Raw genomic sequence first — 19,484 nt, forward strand, 5'->3', positions numbered from 1 at the left:
TAAATTTAGGCGATGTGCAAATGAATATTCTGACCTCTCTCCAAACCTCTCCCCTAGAAGGGGAGAGGCTTTGAATTTTCCCCCTTCTCTACAAGGGAAGGGGGTAGGGGGTTAGGTCTTTTGCTGGTTTTTCTACATGAGGTGGGTGAAAAGTCAGATATCATTAACGGAGTTCAGAAGTTCATTAATGGAGTTCAGAGGTTCATTAATGGAGTTCAGAGGTTCATTAATGGAGTTCAGAGGTTCATTAATGGAGTTCAGAGGTTCATTAATGGAGTTCAAAGCCTCATTAATGGAGTTCAAAGCCTCATTAATGGAGTTCAGAGGTTCATTAATGGAGTTCAAAGCCTCATTAATGGAGTTCAGAGGTTCATTAATGGAGTTCAAAGCCTCATTAACGGAGTTCAGAGGTTCGCGTGTGATGTCCTATTTCTCCCCCTCCCTCTTTCTCTCACGATTTTTTTATGAGGCGAGTCTCCTTCTTGGTGCATCAAGAACAACTTCCGCGACTGAAAAATCACGTTTAATTTTCAAGCTGTTGAGATAGGCGATCGGCTCGTCGGCGTTAAAGGGAGTACCATCGAACAGTTTAATCGGTTGGCGAATATAGCTAATATCCAAACCTAATTCTCGTGCGGCGGTGCTGAAAACACGCACTCGACAAACCCGTTCAACAACTTCTACCCAATTTCTGGGGAAGGGAGTGTCACCCCAACGCGCCAATTGACTCATAATCCAAATTTGTTCGGTGCGGCTGGGGCGGTTAATGGCAGATTCAGAATAAAACTGGTGATGGGCATAGTCTCGCAACGGATGGTCTAAGTCACAGCTGAGACTATCTGGATCTTCGAGTTGAATATATTCTAAATCAGTGCTGACGTAATCTCGTCCTGCTAAAATTCGGCGAATTTCTTGGGTATTTTCGGGATTTGCACAATATACGCAAGCTTCTAACAAAGCTTTGGTTAAGGCAATATGCGTATTTGGATAATTTTCTGCCCAATCTTCCCGCACACCAAGAACTTTACCGGGGTGTCCCAGCCAAACTTCTAAGTCAGTAGCGATGGTAAAGCCGACATTTTCCACAGCAGCCCGGTAGTTCCAAGGTTCACCCACGGAGTAACCATCAATGCTTCCAGCTTTGAGGTCGGCTACCATCTGCGCTGGGGGAATGGTCTTCATGTCCACATCGCAATCTGGGTCAATTCCACCAGCCGCTAGCCAGTAACGCAGCAGTAAGTTGTGCATCGATGCGGCATGTACTACTCCCATTGTGTGCCGTTGTTCACGGGTGCGAAGCAGGTATCTTTTGAAATCTGATAAGCTTTGCACACCTTCGTCGTAAAAGCGTTTTGCCAAGGTAATGGCGTTACCGTTGCGAGTCATGGTAAGGGCGGTGACAACGGGCAGAGGTTGGTTATTATGTCCTCCCAAGGTTAACCACATCGGCATCCCTGAAGGCATTTGAGCCGCATCTAAGTAACCACCACTGATGCCATCTTCTATACCCCGCCAGCTACTTTCCCGCACGAGGTTAACTTCATCTAAACCATGTTTGAGAAAGAAGCCTTTTTCTTTAGCAACTGCTAAGGGGGCGCAAGCTGTCAGAGGTAAAAAGCCAATTTCTAGGTTAACTTTTTCTAATCCATGACGGGCAATGTCGGCAGTTTTCCGCGCCCGAATTTTTTTGATCCGTTTTTGCTGATTGAGGAAGTAAATCATCTCACTCCGCAAGCTGTAGTAACTGGGATGTTCTACTACTTCCATCCGCTTGCGGGGTCTGGGAATATCAACTTCTAAAATGTCACCAATTTTAGATTCGGGGCCGTTGGTTAGCATCACGATTCTGTCAGATAACAGCACCGCTTCATCTACATCATGTGTAACCATCACGGCGGTAACTTGATTTTCTTCGCAGATTTGCATCAGTTGTTCTTGCAAATTGCCGCGTGTGAGTGCATCTAATGCACCAAAGGGTTCATCTAGCAAGAGTAATTTCGGGCGAATTGCTAGGGCGCGGGCGATCGCAACTCGCTGCTTTTGCCCACCTGATAACATCCCCGGCTGTTTGTCTGCATGGGGACGCAAACCCACCATATTAATATGTTTTTCGACAATAGCATTTCGCTCATCAGCTGGTACGCCCTTCATTACCGAATCTACAGCGAGGGCAATATTTTCTCTTACCGTCCGCCAAGGTAATAGCGAATAATTTTGGAACACCACCATTCTATCTGGGCCAGGTTTGGTGATTCTTTGTCCTTCTAAGGTGACAAGACCCTCAGTTGGTAAATCCAAACCTGCAATCATATTTAATAGAGTGGATTTACCGCAACCGGAGTGACCAATTAAAGAAACGAATTCTCCTTTTTTTATTTGGAGGTCGATTCCTTTAAGGGCGATATATTTGCCACCACCAGTTAATTCAAAAACTTTTTCAATTTGATCGACAGCTACAAACATAAGATATTTGGTATTTGGTATTTGGTATTTGTCCTTTGTCTTTTGCCATTAGTCCTTAGTACGTACTTAGTCATTAGTCCTTAGCTTTTTACAAATGACTAATGACCAATGACCAATGACCAATGACTATTTTTGCTCTGCTGGTAAAATCTTGTTTTGCAGCCAACCCATCGCTTTATCTAGGAGTAAACCAACGACACCGATATAAACTAGGGCTAAAATTACTTCGCTGACGTTGTTATTTTGATAAGCGTCCCAGATAAAGAAACCGATTCCGACAATACCGGACATGACGATTTCGGCGGCGATAATCGCTAACCAAGCTAAACCGATCGCAATTCTCAAGCCGGTAAATATGTAGGGTAATGCCGCCGGAATCAAAATATTAGTGAAATATTCTTTGCGGCTAAGTTGCAGAACTTTGGCGACGTTGTTGTAATCTTGGGGAATTTGGGTAACACCGACAGCAGTGTTAATTAAGATAGGCCAAATTGCAGTAATGAAAATTACGAATAAGGCGGCTGGTTCGTTTTGTCGTAAAGCTGCTAAAGAAATGGGAACCCAAGCTAGAGGTGGTACTGTCCGCAGTAGTTGAAAGATGGGGTCTAAAGCTTTTGACATGGTTTTATTAACCCCAATCAAAATGCCTAAGCCAATACCAACGATCGCAGCTAGGGTATAACTGATCGCAACCCGTTGCAGACTAGCGAGAATCTGCCAAAATAAACCTTTATCAAGCCCCCCCCGATCATAAAATGGCCAGAAAATGAGAACCCAAGTGTCTTGAATAACCTGTATTGGCCCTGGTAATGTAGCACCTGGAGTCCAAGCAAAGAGTTGCCAGAGAATCAAGAAGATTGCGATCGCGATCGCTGGTGGTATTAGATTAGGAAATTGTTTTTGCAGACCGGATATAAAGCTATTATTCAATCTAGGGCTTGCAGGGCGTTTTTGAGCTATTGTCATGATGTTGTCTTCTCCGCAAATTTTATTTGTTATTTGTTTTAGACGCGATGAATCGCGTCTCTACAAGAGTTTAATCGTGCCTCTCTCTAAACACTGACTTTTTTGATTTTCAAATTCTTCAAATATTCTTCTGGCTTTTCGGGGTCGAATTTGATGCCATCAAAAAACTCTTCTACACCACGCGATGTATTTGTGGGAATATCAGCAGCAGGAATCCCAGCTTCTTTAGCAGCTTCTTTCCAAATATCTTCGCGGTTGACTTTGTTGATTAATTCCTTGGCTTTAGCACCATTATTGGCAATATAATCTTTTGGCAAGAATCCCCAGCGAACGTTTTCAACTATGAACCATAAATCGTGACTCTTATATGGATAGGAAACACTACCTTTTTCATCTTTCCAGTAATAAGCCGCCATTGATTTATCATCAATTTTACGACCATCACCCATGTCATATTTACCTTGGTATGGATCGGCCAGAATTTCCGGTGAAGGAAGATTGAAATAATTCCGTCCAGCGAGAATTTTAGCGGCTTCTTTGCGATTATCAAAATTATCTAACCATTGTTGGGCTTCCATGATTCCTTTTAAAATCGCTTTGGTAGCTTTGGGATTTTTATCAACCCAGTCACCTCTCATAGCGAGATATTCTTCAGGATGATTTTTCCAAATCTCTGCGGTTAATGCTGCTACGTAGCCAATTTTGTCTTGTACCAGACGATATGGCCAGGGGTCGCCTGTACTAAAGGCATCCATTGTTCCTGTTTTCATGTTGGCTACAGTTTGCGCCGCAGGTACTGTCAGCAATTTGACATCTGCATCTGGATCTAGGCCACCTGCTGCTAACCAGTAGCGAATCCACAAATCTTGATTGACATGGGGAAAGGTAAATGCTGCGGTGAAGGGGGTTGAAGATTTTAATTCCTTGAATAGGGATTTGGCGCTGGCTAATTCTAAACTAATACCTTTGCCTTGGTGCTTGTTTGCGATCGCAATTCCATTACCATGTGTAATCAATTGACATAAGACATACATGGGAATTTTTTTATTTCCCTTGGTAATTAAACCTTCGGAAATTAAATGTGGCATTGGCATCTGCCATTGACCACCATCTATACCACCACCCGCCGAACCAATTTCTACGTTATCTCTGGCTGCACCCCAAGAAGCTTGTTTGGAAAGGCCAACATCTGTCATGCCATACTTTGCAAAAAAGCCTTTTTCTTTAGCAATAATTAAAGGAGCCGCTTCTACAATGGGTATATATCCTAATTTAACTGTAGTAGTTTCTGGTGTTTGTTCAGGACTAATATTAGAAACCGATTGAGCAGTTGGTTGTGCTTGACTGCTTCCACCAGTTAGATTGTCAGGGGGATTGCCCAAACAGCCTTTGAGGAATACAGCACTCGCAGATGCCCCGGCTGCAAAGATAAATTTTCGACGGGAAATTTGATTAAAAAATTCTGTCATAATATCTCCTTTCAAGGTAAATTTTATTTTTTATAGCTATGACAATTTAGGCAAGAAAAACGTTATGTTTCTTGCATTGTCTAATGATTAATCAAGCTATATTTGCCAATGTAAACGCAGCCATTTCATCAATGACGCGGCTACCTATATAAAAACTCGGCTAATTTATTGGCTCTGCTCTAATGTGACGCAGAGACATCATTCACCTTGTTGAAATCAGTTTACAGCCTTTGAAGCCAAATTAGTTCACTCGCTACCTCGAATTATTAAACAAATATTAGATTGGATGTATAAGGAAAAACTTATCTATTTCTCTTAACTATAGGAATAACTTCAAATATATAAACTTTTATTTATGGTGACTATCATATTGATATTATGATCTTCTCTCTTTGCTTATTTTTTTATTTAATTTTAGGTTGGATTTTGTTATGTATAAGTTTTAATTTATAACTACTATAGTTTTAACATTATGATTTAGGGAGCTAGCACCAAGGGGGTAAGCGGGGGATGTATTGTTTTTTAGACAAGTTTTTTAATATACGGAATGACTCAACTACGGTTACACTACCCACAGAATAATCACTGTTGCTGGAATACCGAGTAATGTATAAAAATGTTAAAAGATTTACTGCTATTTTTTTGTTGGTTTTTCTGTCGATTGTTTCTATCAACTTTACAGCCATTGCTCAAGATAGTTCTGATGGCCCTGCTGTAAACTTGGCATCGCGTCAGATATGTTCAGTACCTCCTAGCCTGAAAACTCAACAAGTAATTGCCGACAATGGACTTAACCAAGTTAAAATGGGCGATCGCATCAGGATAAGAGTTGAAGGATTATCAGCAGCTACTAGAAGTACAACGGCTAATGCCACCAATACATTTGATCCTCGGCAATTAGTGTTGTATCTAGATGGCTATGAACTAGAGGATGTCCACGGAGAACCAGTCATTGTCAGGGTTCCAGGTAAAGATCAACAGACAATTGTTGATGATAATTGGTTAGCCTTTCGACTTGAACGTACCGACTCGTCCGAAACTGCATGGAATGCGCTTCTTGGGAGAGCAAATAGATATAGTATTAATGCGATAGCAGGGGTAGGCTGTCCTCGAAAGCTGGCGATTCCGGTGAGCGATCCTCTATCACCTCCTCAATTAAAAATAGTGCTGTTTTCGTGGCGATTTTGGTTGTGTCTATTTTTACTTGTAGCTATTGTATTAATATTTATTAGGTATTGCCGCAGTACTCTTCGTAGCGCTGGAATAGAAGGGGTTTACTCTCAAAAAGAGGTGGTTGGCGGTCAAGAACTGTTGATACCTGAAAAGGCTGATCTTGATAAAGAGAATCGGCAAAGCCGAATTGCTCAATTTTTCCTTGGTAGAAAAAAATTAAACAGAAACCCCTTCAGTTTATCGATATCTCAACTTGCTTTTTGGACATTTCTAATTTTTGGCGCTTATCTGATTATTTACGGCATAACAGGAGATTATACCAATATTTTGACAAGTCAATCACTAGTTTTATTAGGAATTAACTCTGTAACTGCATTTGGTACTTCATTAATTGATGGACAGGGTAATGAAAGAAAGAGAAAAGGTAGTCAACGCATTTCTGAGGGATTTTTCTATGACATATTATCGGATATTAATGGAGTCAACTTTCATCGCTTCCAAACATTTATTTGGACAATTGCGATCGGACTATTCTTTGTTTGGGAGGTAATTAAAAATCTGGCAATGCCGGAATTTGATGAAACACTTCTGACACTACAAGGAATCAGCGCCGCCACATATCTAGGACTTAGAGGGCAAGAACAGCACGGTATGACAACAAGGGTGGAATCTACATCCCAAGAAGATAGCGTACCTGAACAACCACTTCCAACACAAGAAGAGAATCCACCGGAGAGCCATTCATGAGTCTATTCCATTAAGGTGAGTTCGACGGCGATCGCTCCAGAAAGCTTGCCCAGAAAGGAATTAGAGAAATAGTATCACAAGCTGATAACTATTACTTAACACCCATCCTGACTTGATTAGAATGGGTTGCCTTTTTCTTTTCTTTGGCGTTGCAATGCTTCTTCATACCACTCTAATTCATCCAAAAATTGACCGACTCTCTTCGTCAAAGCGATCGCCCCTGAAGCGCCTGTTTCATCCAGAGAGTCCCCAATTTTGGAAATAGCAAAAATACTGGAAATCGTACACATTCCCATCTCTGACAGAAAAGCACGTAACTGTATGGCTGCCCGAACTCCTCCAAAGCCACCTGTTGAGTAGGAAACAATCCCAGCCGGGCGGAAAAAGTATTCTTCTAGATAGTGATCCATCAGATTGCTCAACCCTGGCTGAATGGAATGGTTATATTCTCCCGCAACAACTACAAAACCATCTGCTGTTCGGATATGCTCTGCCAATTCTTCCATCTTTGCAGGAGCCTGACCTAAATCATACTCCTTATACATCCGGTCTAAAATGCCAAAGTCATACTCCTTTGCATCTACAAAAATCACCTCATGGTTTCTTTGCTTAAGCTGATCGATCGTGAATCTGGCAGCTTTGATGCCCTGGCGATCGCTCCTGTAGGAACCATAGAAGACTAATGTTTTGAAGCTCATGATGAATGCTCGGTAACAACGTCTAGCCACAAGTTGAATTTACCATCTACTGGTTGTAAACTATTACATATACAACTTGCGCGATCGCAGCGCTCATGTTGCCCACTCCACAACCATCAGCCTACAAATCTTTCTGGGGAATCTCTTCGTGAAACTCTATCATCAATTGCATGGTTTCCACAGCTAAATCACGTAAGTCCCGATTTAGAAATACAACACCTTGAGAACCAAACCAACGGTCAAAAATTGCCACATATTTGGGGTTATCGTTGACAAATCCTTGCATAAACTTGACGAGAGAATAGTTCACAGAATCGAGGAATTTAGAGTTATTCTCAGGAACCATGCAAGCAATTCCTTCTCGTGAATAGGGACGAGGTGGTGCGATCGCAAAACTATCTTGATTTTTTGCTGTTTGTAACCATCCCTCTATAATAATGCTATCGGATGCCAAAGCGTCAATTGTACCCTGTTCTAAAGCAGTAAATCCTTCTGCTCTAGTCTTAAAATATACAAGTTTAGCTTGGGGTTGGATCTCCTTGATAGCTTGTTCGTTGGTAGTTCCAGCCAGTACACCCACACGTTTATTAATCAGAGATTCAGGAGAACCTAAATTGCTGTCCTTCTTAATTAAAATTTGAGTACCTGTAACACCATAGCTGATTGAAAAATCAACCTTTTTATCTCGCTCCCAAGTAAAGCTACTAGCATCACAGACAATATCCACTTGTCGGTTAATTATCTTGGGAATTCTTTCTGCTGGGCTAACTCCAACTAATTTAAGTTGAATTTTTTTGCCTAATTCTTTCTCTAACTGCTTCTGAATCAAAGTCAGCATATCCACAGAATAACCAATCAATTTTCCTTGATTGTCACTATAAGCAAAAGGTAAAGCATCTCTACTTGTACCAGCTGTTAATACTCCTGTACGTGCTACTTTTTGCATCACAGTTTCTGCCCCTGCAACACCAGACACGAATGCTGGTAATATCAAACTGAATATCACAGGCGCAAGGTTTCTATATACCTTCGACTTAGTAAAAGCAGGTAAACACGAGAAATTTATTTTAGTATTAACAAACATATTCAAGTCTTTAGGCACACAATCAAAGTAAAAAAATTATCTCTGTCAATTACCAATTAAGCAGTTCTAGAAATGATTCTTCACAATCTTCAAACAGAAATAATATAACCTTGACTACTTTCATTATTTTTTCAATTGTTCTGAATAAACAGCAACCGACACCATAATGCTGTTACATCTTTGTTAAGAATAGTTACAAATTCTTAACCAAGGAAATATTTTTTATGGCAGTTTCACTTGAAAATAATGCACCACATCAGGTTGTTATTGTTGGTGGTGGTTTTGGTGGACTGTATGCAGCAAAGGCTCTGAATGCAGCGAATGTAAATGTTACTCTCATTGATAAACGTAACTTTCACCTATTTCAGCCGCTTTTATATCAAGTTGCTACAGGTACGCTATCACCTTCTGATATTTCTGCACCATTGCGATCTGTATTTAAGAAAAGCAAAAATACAAAGGTGTTGTTGGGAGAAGTAAATGAGATTGATCCAAAAGCCCAACAAGTTATTCTAGGCGATGAAGTAGTACCTTATGATACATTAATTGTCGCCACAGGTGCTAACCATTCCTATTTTGGTAAAGATCACTGGGAAAAAGTTGCTCCTGGCTTGAAAACTGTGGAAGATGCGATAGAAATGCGTCGCCGGATATTTGGCGCATTTGAAGCAGCAGAAAAAGAAACTGATCCAGAAAAACGCCGTGCTTACTTGAATTTTGTGATTGTGGGTGGTGGCCCGACTGGTGTAGAATTAGCAGGTGCGATCGCAGAATTGGCATACAAAACTCTCAAAGAAGATTTCCGCAACATCGACACCTCTGAAACGAAAATTTTACTATTACAAGGGGGCCCTCGCATCCTCCCACACATGGTGCCAGAATTATCCGCATCAGCAGCAGTATCTTTGCAAAAGTTGGGTGTAGAACTCCACACTCACACCAGAGTGACAAATATTGAAGGTGATATTGTTACTTTCAAGCAAGACAATGAATTTACAGAAATTGCCTCAAAAACTATCTTGTGGGCAGCAGGTGTTCAAGGTTCCCCAATGGGGAAAGTCTTAAAAGAAAGTACAGGTGTAGAGTGCGATTACTCTGGGCGTGTAATTGTAGAACCTGACTTGTCTATCGAGGGTTATAACAACATTTTCGTAATTGGAGATTTAGCTAACTTCTCCCATCAAGATAGTAAAGTCTTACCTGGTGTTGCACCCGTAGCTAAACAACAGGGAGAGTATGTAGGTAAACTAATTCAACGACGGCTTAAAGGTAAGACTTTGCCACAATTTCGTTACAACGATGTAGGTAGTTTGGCGATGATTGGGCAAAATTTAGCTGTTGTAGATTTAAGCTTAATCAAACTCACAGGTTTCATTGCTTGGGCATTTTGGCTATTAGTTCACATCTACTTCTTAATCGAATTTGACACCAAATTACTAGTAGTATTTCAGTGGGCGTGGAATTATATCACTCGTAATCGTCGCTCTAGATTGATTACAGGTCGAGAAGCTTTTGTAGAACCAAAAACTGTTAACAAGACCGTGCAACAGCCTTCTGGGACACTTCTGTAAGGGACTTCCAAACAAAAAAATATCCCATCCCTCCGGGACGCTACGCAAACGCTTTCAGCGCAGGGGGAGGGAAGTTCAGAAATTGGATAATTTATTTTCTGGAGTTCCCTAACTAATAACCAAAACCCTGATTTTTAGGTAGGTACAGATGAATCTTAAAGGCACAGCAGTACTGTGCCCCTACCTATATACTTTATTTACCCGAAAAACGCTGTATAACTACTACTTTTAATTGGGTATAACCCGTATGGTCTATGGTTTTAAGTCACTTTTGGAGATTTTATAATATAAGTAAGACTTAAAAATTAACCTTCAATTATATGAAAATCCTCTCATCAGAACTAGTCCATTTGGGATTTGGCAAATATGTGCGTTCTGACCAAGTAACAGCAGTTATACCAATAGAAGAAGAACGAGGCCCAGGACGACGGACTTTTGTTCACATTCAAGGGCAAAACGATCCAATTATCGCCTCTCGCGCTGAAGATACCATCATCCGTGATTTAGTGCAGGAGCCACGCGAAGTTACCCAAGCACGGCAGCAGCAGGAAATTCTTCAAGATTTATTAGTGAATTTAAGTAATGTTAATTCGACTGTGCGGAGAATTAGCCGTGATGAAGGCACTTTGGATCTTGATTTGTTAGAGCGACGAATTAAGCAAGTTCTTGAAAATTGATTGCAGAAGTCAGCATAAAGACGGAGAACGATATTGCTGAATCCCGGATTTCTCACCACACCTCGAATGGAGGAGTAATGAGTAGTGAGTAAGGAGTAATGAGTAAAGAGTTATGAGTAGTGAGTTATGAGTAAGAAGTAAGAATGTACAAGTTCTTGCACGCTTTTTTGCGCCTGTTGCTCTTTTACTTATTACTCATTACCCATTACTTATTACTCATCATCAATCGCTTTGGAGCTTGTGAGAAATGCGGGTGAATACAATTACAGACCAGGTTTCAGTATCAGAGACACAAACAAGGCCAGCAAGGTTGTGGATGCCTGAACGGGTACTGTTTACACCTGCTGCCCTAGATGAGGATTGGGGGCAGCAGATTCTTGCACGTGTCCAGTCACTCAACTTACCAATCGAAGAATTATCACAGAATCGTCTCAAGGGACTGCGTGGTGAGTCTGAGCGGGATACTTACAACATCGCCAAGCGTACCTTAGCTGTGGTCACTGCACCACCCAGTTCTTTTAAACTTAGTCCCATCCCACCTTCTGCGGATTGGCAGTTTCACATTGCCGAAGGTTGTCCCGCTCATTGTCAATACTGCTACTTAGCTGGTAGCTTGTCGGGGCCACCTGTCATCCGCGTTTTTGCTAACTTACCGCAGATATTAGACAATTTAGCTAACTACGAGCAACAGGGCAAAAACACGAGTTTTGAAGTTAGCTGTTACACAGACCCATTGGGTATTGAGCATCTAACTGGAAGCTTGGCTGAATGTATCCGTTACTTTGGCACTCGTAGCAATGCACATTTACGTTGGGTATCGAAATTCGATGCTGTGGATGGATTACTTAATTTACCACACAATGGGCATACCCGTTGTCGGATAAGTGTTAATGCAGCACCCATTTCTGGCAAGTTTGAAGGTGGCACAGCATCGGTAACATCCAGATTGAATGCGTTGCGACGGTTGGCGTTACCACAAGAGCGTGGCGGTGGCGGTTATCCTGTAGGCTTGGTAATCGCGCCAATTATGCCGATAGACGATTGGGAGATGCATTATAGTTGTTTGTTCGATCAAATCAACGAGGCACTGGATTTTGACTGTAACCTTACCTTTGAGTTAATCTCGCATCGGTTCACACCAGGGTCAAAAGAAGTTTTACAAACTTGGTATCCGCAATCAAAATTAGAGATGGATGAGGCAAAACGCAGTGTCAAGCGGAATAAGTTTGGTGGGATGAAGTACGTTTACGATCGGGATACAATGAAGGCGTTGCGTTGCTTCTTTGAGAGTGAGATTAGTAGGCGTTTTCCAAATGCTGAAATTCTTTATTGGACTTAAAAGAAATGCTTAACCCTAGCGTATTGTAATCTTAAGAAAGCGATCGCATCTATTGATAGATTATGCGATCGCTATTATAGCGGTTCTCGTTTATTAACTATTTAAAAGTCTTTCTAGATGTAATAAATGGTTATGTTTATGAAATATGAATATCCAAACTTAACGTTTAGTAAGATAAACTAAGCAAATTCAGTAGATCAAAAACTTCTGCGATCGCTAAAAAAAACGATACAAATGACATCCCAAGACGCACGACAATACGCACCAGCAACTGAACGCAACCGAGAACCAATTCTAGAAATACTTTTGCAGGTATTACCCTCAAGTGGCACTATTTTAGAAATAGCAAGTGGTACTGGTGAACATGCAGCCTTTTTTGCGTCTAGGCTAAGTCCACGGCGGTGGCTACCAACAGATGCAAATTTAGAGTTGCGAGCCAGCATTATTGCCTGGACTGAACATAATTTATCTGATAATGTTTATGCACCCCTTGAGCTAGATGTTAGAGAACCAGTTTGGCCAGTAGAAAAAGAGTGGCTCGATCGGGAGCCAATTGTCGCCATTGTCAATATTAATATGATTCATATTTCACCGTGGTCAGCCTGTCTGGGGCTAATGGCAGGGGCAAGTCGGATACTAAAAGCAGGAGGTATCCTCTATTTATATGGGCCATTCAAACAAGGTGGAGAACATACAGCCGCGAGTAATGCCGCTTTTGACCAATATTTACGCAGCCAAAACCAAGAATGGGGTGTGCGGAATTTAGAGGATGTAGTGGCAGCAGCTAGGGCTGAACATTTAATTTTAAAACAGACTTACCAAATGCCAGCAAATAATCTTTCAGTAGTGTTTCAACGTTCTGCTGATGAATAACTACAACGATCGTGATTGATTTTGAACCGTGGGACAGGTTATTACATAAGTACGTAGATGAACATGGTCGTGTAGACTATATTGCTTGGAAAAAAGAGCAACCTCAAGCAATTGCCAATTGGTTATCAAACCAAAAAAATCTAGATTTTAAATCTAATTGGAACAATTTTGAGCAATTGGCATTGTGGATAAACCTTTACAATGCATTTACCATTTCGACAATTCTAGAGAAATACCCGATAGAGTCGATTCGTCCACGAATTTTAGGAATTCCCAACTGGCTAGCTTTTTTGTGGTTCTTCCAACGTCGCCTTTATTATATCTTTGGCAAAAGTTATAGTTTAGCTGAAATTGAGAATTCTATTCTGCGCGACAAATTGCAGGAGCCACAAATTCATTTTGCGATCGTTTGTGCATCGGTTGGCTGTCCTCTACTCCGTTCGGGAGCTTACTTTCCTGAGCAAGTGAGTCAGCAATTAGATGAAGATGCGCGTCGTTTTATAAATAACCCTGAAAAAGTTCATTATGATATTGAGAGTAAAACCCTTTACTGTAATAAAATTTTCAAGTGGTATCGTCAGGATTTTTTAAAGGTTGCACCCTCCCTTCCTGAATACATTAGCTACTACTTGAAAACAGACTATCCCCTTAGTGCCTCAACACGGATATCCTATCTTTACTATGACTGGAGTCTGAATCAGCGAATATCTTGATAAAACCGTTTGAGATAATTTGCATCAATGCCAATCCCCCATAAAATCCCAATGTAAAGGTAAATTGCAGTTGCTTTCCAGCTACCCCATTTTGCCACACGCCGATCTGAAGACTGAACAATACGGTTCACAAGATAAATACGTCCCTTTTTAACTAATTTCAAACATAAATCTCCATCTTCCATAATCGGCAAAGCCCGATCGAATCCGCCACAATCCCAGAAATCAATGCGACGACAGAACATTACCTGATCTCCAAACAACAGACGCAATCCTCGAAAAAAGAGGTGAGGCTTAAATAACAGTGGTGCATAGTAGGTTTTTAGATAATTATGTAGAGAGATACCCCAACGAGTTGTTTGAGATCCACTCATCAGAGAAATGAACCCTCCACAGGCAACGTTAGGCTCTGCCAAAGTCTTGATGATAACGGTGATTAGATCGTCTGGAACCCAAGTGTCTGCATGAAGAAAACAAAGAAAATCTCCAGTTGCAGTTAATGCTCCATAGTTCATCTGAATAGAACGCCCTGGCTGTTGAGATGAAATAACTTGTAGATTCAAAGTCCGATTAAATGACTCAAAAATTTGCTTTGCAACCTTCACCGTCTCATCTTCGCTGCCACCATCTACCACTATCACTTCAAAAGCAGGAGGATTAAGTAAAGTCAGTTGGTGCAATGTACGTTCTAAGTTAGCTGCTTCATTTAAAGTAGGAATGATAATCGAAACTTGAGACATACGAATTTATTAGCTTTATCGTTATCTTTATTTTACTTGTTGATGTTAAGAGGGTTTAACCTAAAGACCCCCTGCCTTCTTTAGAAAGTTATAATCTAGATGGAAATATGGTAGAGATAAGTTTGACAAAACATCAAGTTTATGGAAATTTATTCGTGGAAAAGAAACTAGTTATTCTGGTTGTCGATGACCATCAATTAATATTGACTGGTACTCTCGAAGTATTAAGTCGTCAGTATCCGGAAGCGTCCATTATTAAGGCTCAGAGTCGAAAAGAGACACTTTCTCAAATTCAATGTCACCACTTTGACTTGATTGTGATGGATTTATCAATTCCCGATCGCCAAGGGGAGACAGCAGAAATTGATAACGGAATTAAGCTGTTGCAAGCTTTGCTTCAAGAATATCCCAATTATAATTTCATGGTGCAAACTAGCTATGTGAAGGCGCTAATCCGCATCAAACATGAGATTGATAATCATCAAGGGGGATTTGCGATCGCAGACAAAGGATTACCCGAAAATGAAATGCTAATGCGGGTTAATTTGGCCCTTCAGGGTGCAACTCACACCAAAGATATCAAAACGGGAATCGAACTCAAACCAGAATGGTTGGACGTGTTGCGATTGGCTTTTGAAGAGAGTTTAACAGATAAAGCGATCGCTGACCGGATGTATAAATCAGAACGAGTCGTCCGCACTTACTGGACGAAAATTCAGGATGTTCTGGGGGTGTATCCTGAAGATTGCAAGCAAAGTGGCAAGAATATGCGAATCCTTACCGAAATTCGTGCCCGCGAAGAAGGTTTAATTGATTAAGTAAAATCGTAAACTCGCTTGCCGCCGGCGCTATCCGCCAATCATTCTGACTCCTGACTCCTGACTCCTGACTCCTGACTCCTGAATTCTGAATTCTGTTCGATAATTGTAGCCATAATGTGAGAAAATAAATTCCCAAACACAGTTTACGGCTATTTTCTAAAAGTTAACAGGGATTTTTCTTTGACCAGAGTGATAGAAGAGTGGTAGATGAAAAGAAAAATCTGGAATCGGATTTGGAAAGAATTCGGGTTGTGGTCACTGGCTGCACCTCCAGGGATAATAGTGCTAGTTGTAGCGATCTCGATCAGAATAGCTGGAGGAATGCAATCTTGGGAATGGATGCTTCTCGATCAAATGTTACGTCTGCGTCCAATAGAAAAACCTGATGAACGTGTAGTAATTGTAGGTATTGATGAAAAAGATATTGAATGGGTTAAACAATATCCAATTCCAGATAGAAAAATTGCAGAGTTACTTACCAAGCTGGAAACTTATAAACCGCTAGCTATTGGGCTGGATATCTTCAAAAATGTTCCTGTAGAACCTGGTGGCAAAGAACTAGCGCAGATATTACAAGCAAATTCTAATATTATCGGCATTGAAAAAATTTTACCACCTGGAGAAACTTTACCACCCAAGAAGTTGCCACCTGAGCGAATTGGATTTGTCGATTTACTTAATGATAAGGATAGCAGAAATCGACGCTATTTGTTATATACATCAAATCCTAAGAATATCAATGAAGATAAATATTCTTTAGCATTGCGCTTAGTTGCTAAGTATTTACAGACGAGAGGAATTCAATTAGAAACGGGAGAAAATGACCCAAATACAATAAGATTCCGTGATATTGAATTATCCCGGATCACTCAGAATTTTGGCGGATACGTTCATGTTGATGATGGGGGATTGTCAATTTTAATGAATTTCCGCAACAGTAATCAACCTTTTAATGTTGTCTCGCTGCGCGATATTCTCAATCAGAAAGTTGATCCAAAATTACTGCGCGATCGCATTGTCTTAGTTGGAAACCGCAACATGAGTACAGGTGACGTTATTTATACGTCTGCTGTGCGTAACTTAAAATTAAACGGTCAAATTTATGGCATAGACTATCATGCTCATGCCATTAGTCAAATCCTTAGTACTGTAATAGATAACCGCCCAATGCTTTACAGTTGGGGCGATATCGAAGAGTATATTTGGATATTGATTTGGGGTTTTTTGCCGATTATTATCGGACGGCTAACCCAATCTGTTTGGAAAAATATACTGAGTGTGAGTGTAGCAGGATTTTGTCTATTTAGCTGCGGGTATATAATGCTGTGGGTGTGGGGTGTATGGATTCCTGTAACACCGAGTTTGCTGATATTAGCCGTGAATGGGGTAGGTTTGAGTGCTTTTGCATTTTACCAGCATGATAAATTTTTGCGATCGCAAATTCACGAACGCCAAAACACCATTCAACACACTTTTTCTGTAATTCATAATGGCCCTTTGCAAACTCTTGCTTATGCATTAAAGCACATGCGGGCTAAAGATATCCCTTATGAACACTTACTGGGAGAATTTGAAAAGCTAGATTGTGAAATTAGAGAAATTGGCGAATTTCTCAAACTCGAAGCATTAACCACAGAAGAGAGTTTGCGTTTAGGTAGCGGATTAATTATTGAATTGAATCGACCACTTCACGATTTGTTATATGAAGTTTATTCTAGCACCTTAGAACGTAGAGACTTTGAAAACTTTAAAACATTAAAAGTAAAAGTTCGCAATTTTGAACCAATTGATGATAAATATTTAAACATAGAAGATAAACGCGGAATTTGTCTATTCTTAGAAGAAGCGTTGTGTAATATTGGCAAACATGCCCAAGGAGTCAAGCGTGTAGAAGCATCAGGTGTTTATAGTTTAAATCAATATAAATTGTCTGTGAAAGATAATGGTTTGGGAATTACATCAAAACTAGAAAATAAAGGCACAAAGGATTCTAAAATACTTGCTCAACAACTAAAAGGAGAGTTTCGACGCGAATCACTTTTTCCTCGTGGAACTATCTGCGAACTTAGTTGGAAACTTCAGAAACAATGGCTCCATTAGCTCTTTCCTGAAACATAATTTGAAGAAGAATTCAGACGAGCTAAACGCCCCGCCTCCCAATACGGTTCGGATAAGCACAATGAACTTTCCTTGTGATCTGGGAAAAGGTTAAAGGGTAAGGGGTAAAGGATGTATTTAAAACCTTTCCCCTTTAACCGAACCGTATTGCTCCGCCTCCGGTCAGAATCACAACGCTTGCGGATAAGCATCAAAGCTGAAACTAATCTCTAAAACTGTATTAAACGCTATCTTTACCAATTAAGTTGGTAAAAGTTTTTGTTAGATAAAGGTTTATCCCGGATTTCTCACCACACCTCTTAAAGCCGGCGCTTGTGAGGGGAGAAGTAATAAGTAATGAGTAATGAGTAATGAGTAATGAGTAAAAACTTAGGTGTTGCATAATTGCGGGATGAATTGAGATTTTCAACCAAGTATTCTATGTTGATTCTTTGCCTATTTGTGCCTTTGGGTGAGGCAAAAATCATCTCATTATTCAGCAACGCCAAAACTTATTACTTATTACTTATTACTCCTTCTCTGCTCCATCAAATGCCTTAAGCTTGTGAGAAATGCGGGTTATCTGCATACTGTCTTGATTTTTAATTTTTAATTTTTCATTTTGAATTCCGCCTTGCGGTACTAGGTCATTTAGAATTTGACAGGAATTGCTTTCACGCCTCGAGTAATCAGACTAGAATTCCAACGCAGATTTTCAGGATTGATAGCGAGTCGAATATTTGGCAAACGCTCAAACAGCACTTGAAACGCAATGTTGGACTCAAGCCGTGCCAGGGGCGCGCCAAGGCAGTGATGTATGCCAGATCCAAAACCGACGTGTTTATTGTTTTGTCGGTCTAGTATTAGGGTTTCTGGATTCGGAAATTTTGATTCATCATGGTTAGCCGATCCAAGTGCAGCAAGTACTAACTCACCTTTGGGAATGAGTGTGCCAGCTATCACTAGGTCTTCACGAGCATAGCGTGTTGTAGCGAACAATACTGGAGGTGTATAGCGCACAATTTCTTCGACTGCGGATTTTATCAGTGCAGGTTCAGTACGTAAACGCTCGAGTGCTGCTGGGTGCGCTAGTAATGCCAATACGCCATTACCAATTAAATTAACTGTGGTTTCATGACCAGCAGTTAGCAAAAGCGCAATCATACCAATTAATTCGTCTTCGGATAATTTAGAGCCTTCTGATTCAGCTTGCAGCAGAGCGCTGGTTAAGTCATCTTGCGGATTTAGCCGATGTTCGTCCAAAAGTCGGCGCAGAAAGCTAACAAGTTGGTACAGGCTAGGGATGGCAAAAATACCATCAATAGGTTTACTCACTTTGACCATAACATTTGACCAACGGTGAAAGGCTGCTCGATCCTGTTCAGCTACACCAAGCATTTCACTGATCACAACCATTGGAATTGGCAACGCAAAATCCTGAATTAAATCCATTTCACCTTTGGTTTGGACACGATCAATTAGTTCATGTGCGAGGCGATGAATACGGGTTTGCATTTGCGCGATCAGACGTGGCATGAACGCCTGATGCACCAAAGAACGCAGGCGGGTGTGGTCAGGTACATCGGAATCGAGCATATTGCTCTTGAGGGGCTTGAGGAATCCCGGTATCCACATTTTTTGTTGCTTTTTTGTAGGATCTTGAGCATTACTGCGGTCTTTGACGAGGCGTTCGTCTGTGAGAGCAGCCAGCACTTCGTCGTAGCGGGTAATAATCCAGGCGCGTTCCCCAAATGCTTGAACTGGCACAATAGTTCGGCTATCTCGCCAGCGTTTGAAAGTTGGAAACGGATTGGCTCTAAAACTGGGTGAGGTGATATCAACTTCTTCAAGGGTAATGTTCTGGTAGGTTGTAGTCATCTGGTTGCTTTTTAGGATTGAGTAATATTAATTTGAAAAATGATTACGACAGATGAATTAATAGAACCCAGACAGAGAAGGCGATTCCCAATCCAAAATCTAAAATCCAAAATGGTATTAAGTATCAAGCCAGAGTTAGAGGGCTTTTTGTGGGAGCATAACACAATAACTAATT

General features: G+C 40.8%; 15 protein-coding genes. 8 read left to right on the top strand and 7 right to left on the bottom strand.

Features of this window, described 5'->3' with window-relative positions; translation table 11 throughout:
• Positions 1-462: 462 nt before the first annotated feature.
• From RMZ41_RS25150 to RMZ41_RS25160, 3 genes are all read right to left on the bottom strand, one after another.
• A complete protein-coding gene (locus RMZ41_RS25150) occupies positions 463-2,463 on the bottom strand; it encodes a nitrate ABC transporter ATP-binding protein (protein WP_322644701.1) in 2,001 nt (666 codons plus the stop codon).
• 126 nt (positions 2,464-2,589) lie between these two features.
• Complete coding sequence (gene ntrB / locus RMZ41_RS25155) at positions 2,590-3,429, bottom strand: nitrate ABC transporter permease (RefSeq protein WP_322644700.1); 840 nt, start codon at positions 3,427-3,429, stop codon at positions 2,590-2,592.
• 86 nt (positions 3,430-3,515) lie between these two features.
• A complete protein-coding gene (locus RMZ41_RS25160) occupies positions 3,516-4,898 on the bottom strand; it encodes a CmpA/NrtA family ABC transporter substrate-binding protein (protein ID WP_322644699.1) in 1,383 nt (460 codons plus the stop codon).
• 606 nt (positions 4,899-5,504) lie between these two features.
• Between RMZ41_RS25160 and RMZ41_RS25165 the strand changes: the two genes are divergently transcribed.
• Positions 5,505-6,818 carry a hypothetical protein gene (locus tag RMZ41_RS25165; protein WP_322644698.1) on the top strand — a complete coding sequence of 438 codons (1,314 nt, stop codon included), beginning with the start codon at positions 5,505-5,507 and terminating at the stop codon, positions 6,816-6,818.
• 116 nt (positions 6,819-6,934) lie between these two features.
• Here the strand turns inward: RMZ41_RS25165 and RMZ41_RS25170 are convergent, their stop codons facing one another.
• Positions 6,935-7,516 (bottom strand): NAD(P)H-dependent oxidoreductase, encoded by a 582-nt coding sequence (locus tag RMZ41_RS25170; RefSeq protein ID WP_322644697.1) that lies wholly within the window; start codon positions 7,514-7,516, stop codon positions 6,935-6,937.
• Positions 7,517-7,637: 121 nt separating this feature from the next.
• Positions 7,638-8,600 carry an amino acid ABC transporter substrate-binding protein gene (locus RMZ41_RS25175; RefSeq protein WP_322644696.1) on the bottom strand — a complete coding sequence of 321 codons (963 nt, stop codon included), beginning with the start codon at positions 8,598-8,600 and terminating at the stop codon, positions 7,638-7,640.
• Positions 8,601-8,824: 224 nt separating this feature from the next.
• On the opposite strand from RMZ41_RS25175, the gene RMZ41_RS25180 reads away from it, so the two are divergent.
• The 5 genes from RMZ41_RS25180 (at position 8,825) to RMZ41_RS25200 (ending at position 13,773) form a co-directional block, all read left to right on the top strand.
• Positions 8,825-10,171: an NAD(P)/FAD-dependent oxidoreductase gene (locus tag RMZ41_RS25180; protein ID WP_322644695.1), complete on the top strand. Its 1,347-nt coding sequence runs from the start codon at positions 8,825-8,827 to the stop codon at positions 10,169-10,171.
• A 320-nt stretch (positions 10,172-10,491) separates the two neighbouring features.
• Positions 10,492-10,848 carry a hypothetical protein gene (locus tag RMZ41_RS25185; RefSeq protein WP_322644694.1) on the top strand — a complete coding sequence of 119 codons (357 nt, stop codon included), beginning with the start codon at positions 10,492-10,494 and terminating at the stop codon, positions 10,846-10,848.
• Positions 10,849-11,164: 316 nt separating this feature from the next.
• Entirely contained in the window at positions 11,165-12,187 is a 1,023-nt protein-coding gene (locus RMZ41_RS25190; protein ID WP_322644719.1) for a spore photoproduct lyase family protein, read from the top strand.
• Between the two features lie 234 nt (positions 12,188-12,421).
• Positions 12,422-13,060 carry a DUF938 domain-containing protein gene (locus RMZ41_RS25195; protein ID WP_322644693.1) on the top strand — a complete coding sequence of 213 codons (639 nt, stop codon included), beginning with the start codon at positions 12,422-12,424 and terminating at the stop codon, positions 13,058-13,060.
• Between the two features lie 11 nt (positions 13,061-13,071).
• On the top strand, positions 13,072-13,773 hold the full coding sequence (locus RMZ41_RS25200) for a DUF547 domain-containing protein (RefSeq protein WP_322644692.1): 702 nt from the start codon (positions 13,072-13,074) through the stop codon (positions 13,771-13,773).
• Here the strand turns inward: RMZ41_RS25200 and RMZ41_RS25205 are convergent.
• Positions 13,758-14,513, bottom strand: a complete 756-nt coding sequence (locus RMZ41_RS25205) for a TIGR04283 family arsenosugar biosynthesis glycosyltransferase (RefSeq protein WP_322644691.1) — start codon at positions 14,511-14,513, stop codon at positions 13,758-13,760. The two genes, RMZ41_RS25200 and RMZ41_RS25205, sit on opposite strands and share 16 nt — an antisense overlap.
• Positions 14,514-14,620: 107 nt before the next feature.
• On the opposite strand from RMZ41_RS25205, the gene RMZ41_RS25210 reads away from it, so the two are divergent.
• Together RMZ41_RS25210 and RMZ41_RS25215 are read left to right on the top strand one after the other, a co-directional pair.
• Entirely contained in the window at positions 14,621-15,331 is a 711-nt protein-coding gene (locus RMZ41_RS25210; RefSeq protein ID WP_322644690.1) for a response regulator transcription factor, read from the top strand.
• Positions 15,332-15,541: 210 nt separating this feature from the next.
• Positions 15,542-17,434: a CHASE2 domain-containing protein gene (locus tag RMZ41_RS25215; protein ID WP_322644689.1), complete on the top strand. Its 1,893-nt coding sequence runs from the start codon at positions 15,542-15,544 to the stop codon at positions 17,432-17,434.
• Positions 17,435-18,082: 648 nt separating this feature from the next.
• On the opposite strand, the gene RMZ41_RS25220 is transcribed toward RMZ41_RS25215, so the two are convergent.
• A complete protein-coding gene (locus RMZ41_RS25220) occupies positions 18,083-19,309 on the bottom strand; it encodes a cytochrome P450 (protein WP_322644688.1) in 1,227 nt (408 codons plus the stop codon).
• Positions 19,310-19,484 lie beyond the last annotated feature (175 nt).

Origin of the sequence: Nostoc sp. DedVER02 (assembly GCF_034530675.2) — a bacterium.
Lineage (GTDB): Bacteria > Cyanobacteriota > Cyanobacteriia > Cyanobacteriales > Nostocaceae > Nostoc.

Bases quoted from the DNA above. Each gene is read 5' to 3' on its own strand.
- RMZ41_RS25190 (WP_322644719.1), top strand. From the start codon at position 11,165: ATGCCTGAACGGGTACTGTTTACACCTGCTGCCCTAGATGAGGATTGG.
- RMZ41_RS25160 (WP_322644699.1), bottom strand. From the start codon at position 4,898: ATGACAGAATTTTTTAATCAAATTTCCCGTCGAAAATTTATCTTTGCA.
- RMZ41_RS25185 (WP_322644694.1), top strand. From the start codon at position 10,492: ATGAAAATCCTCTCATCAGAACTAGTCCATTTGGGATTTGGCAAATAT.
- RMZ41_RS25170 (WP_322644697.1), bottom strand. From the start codon at position 7,516: ATGAGCTTCAAAACATTAGTCTTCTATGGTTCCTACAGGAGCGATCGC.
- RMZ41_RS25165 (WP_322644698.1), top strand. From the start codon at position 5,505: ATGTATAAAAATGTTAAAAGATTTACTGCTATTTTTTTGTTGGTTTTT.
- RMZ41_RS25210 (WP_322644690.1), top strand. From the start codon at position 14,621: ATGGTAGAGATAAGTTTGACAAAACATCAAGTTTATGGAAATTTATTC.
- RMZ41_RS25175 (WP_322644696.1), bottom strand. From the start codon at position 8,600: ATGTTTGTTAATACTAAAATAAATTTCTCGTGTTTACCTGCTTTTACT.
- RMZ41_RS25180 (WP_322644695.1), top strand. From the start codon at position 8,825: ATGGCAGTTTCACTTGAAAATAATGCACCACATCAGGTTGTTATTGTT.
- RMZ41_RS25195 (WP_322644693.1), top strand. From the start codon at position 12,422: ATGACATCCCAAGACGCACGACAATACGCACCAGCAACTGAACGCAAC.
- RMZ41_RS25150 (WP_322644701.1), bottom strand. From the start codon at position 2,463: ATGTTTGTAGCTGTCGATCAAATTGAAAAAGTTTTTGAATTAACTGGT.
- RMZ41_RS25205 (WP_322644691.1), bottom strand. From the start codon at position 14,513: ATGTCTCAAGTTTCGATTATCATTCCTACTTTAAATGAAGCAGCTAAC.
- RMZ41_RS25215 (WP_322644689.1), top strand. From the start codon at position 15,542: ATGAAAAGAAAAATCTGGAATCGGATTTGGAAAGAATTCGGGTTGTGG.
- RMZ41_RS25220 (WP_322644688.1), bottom strand. From the start codon at position 19,309: ATGACTACAACCTACCAGAACATTACCCTTGAAGAAGTTGATATCACC.
- ntrB (WP_322644700.1), bottom strand. From the start codon at position 3,429: ATGACAATAGCTCAAAAACGCCCTGCAAGCCCTAGATTGAATAATAGC.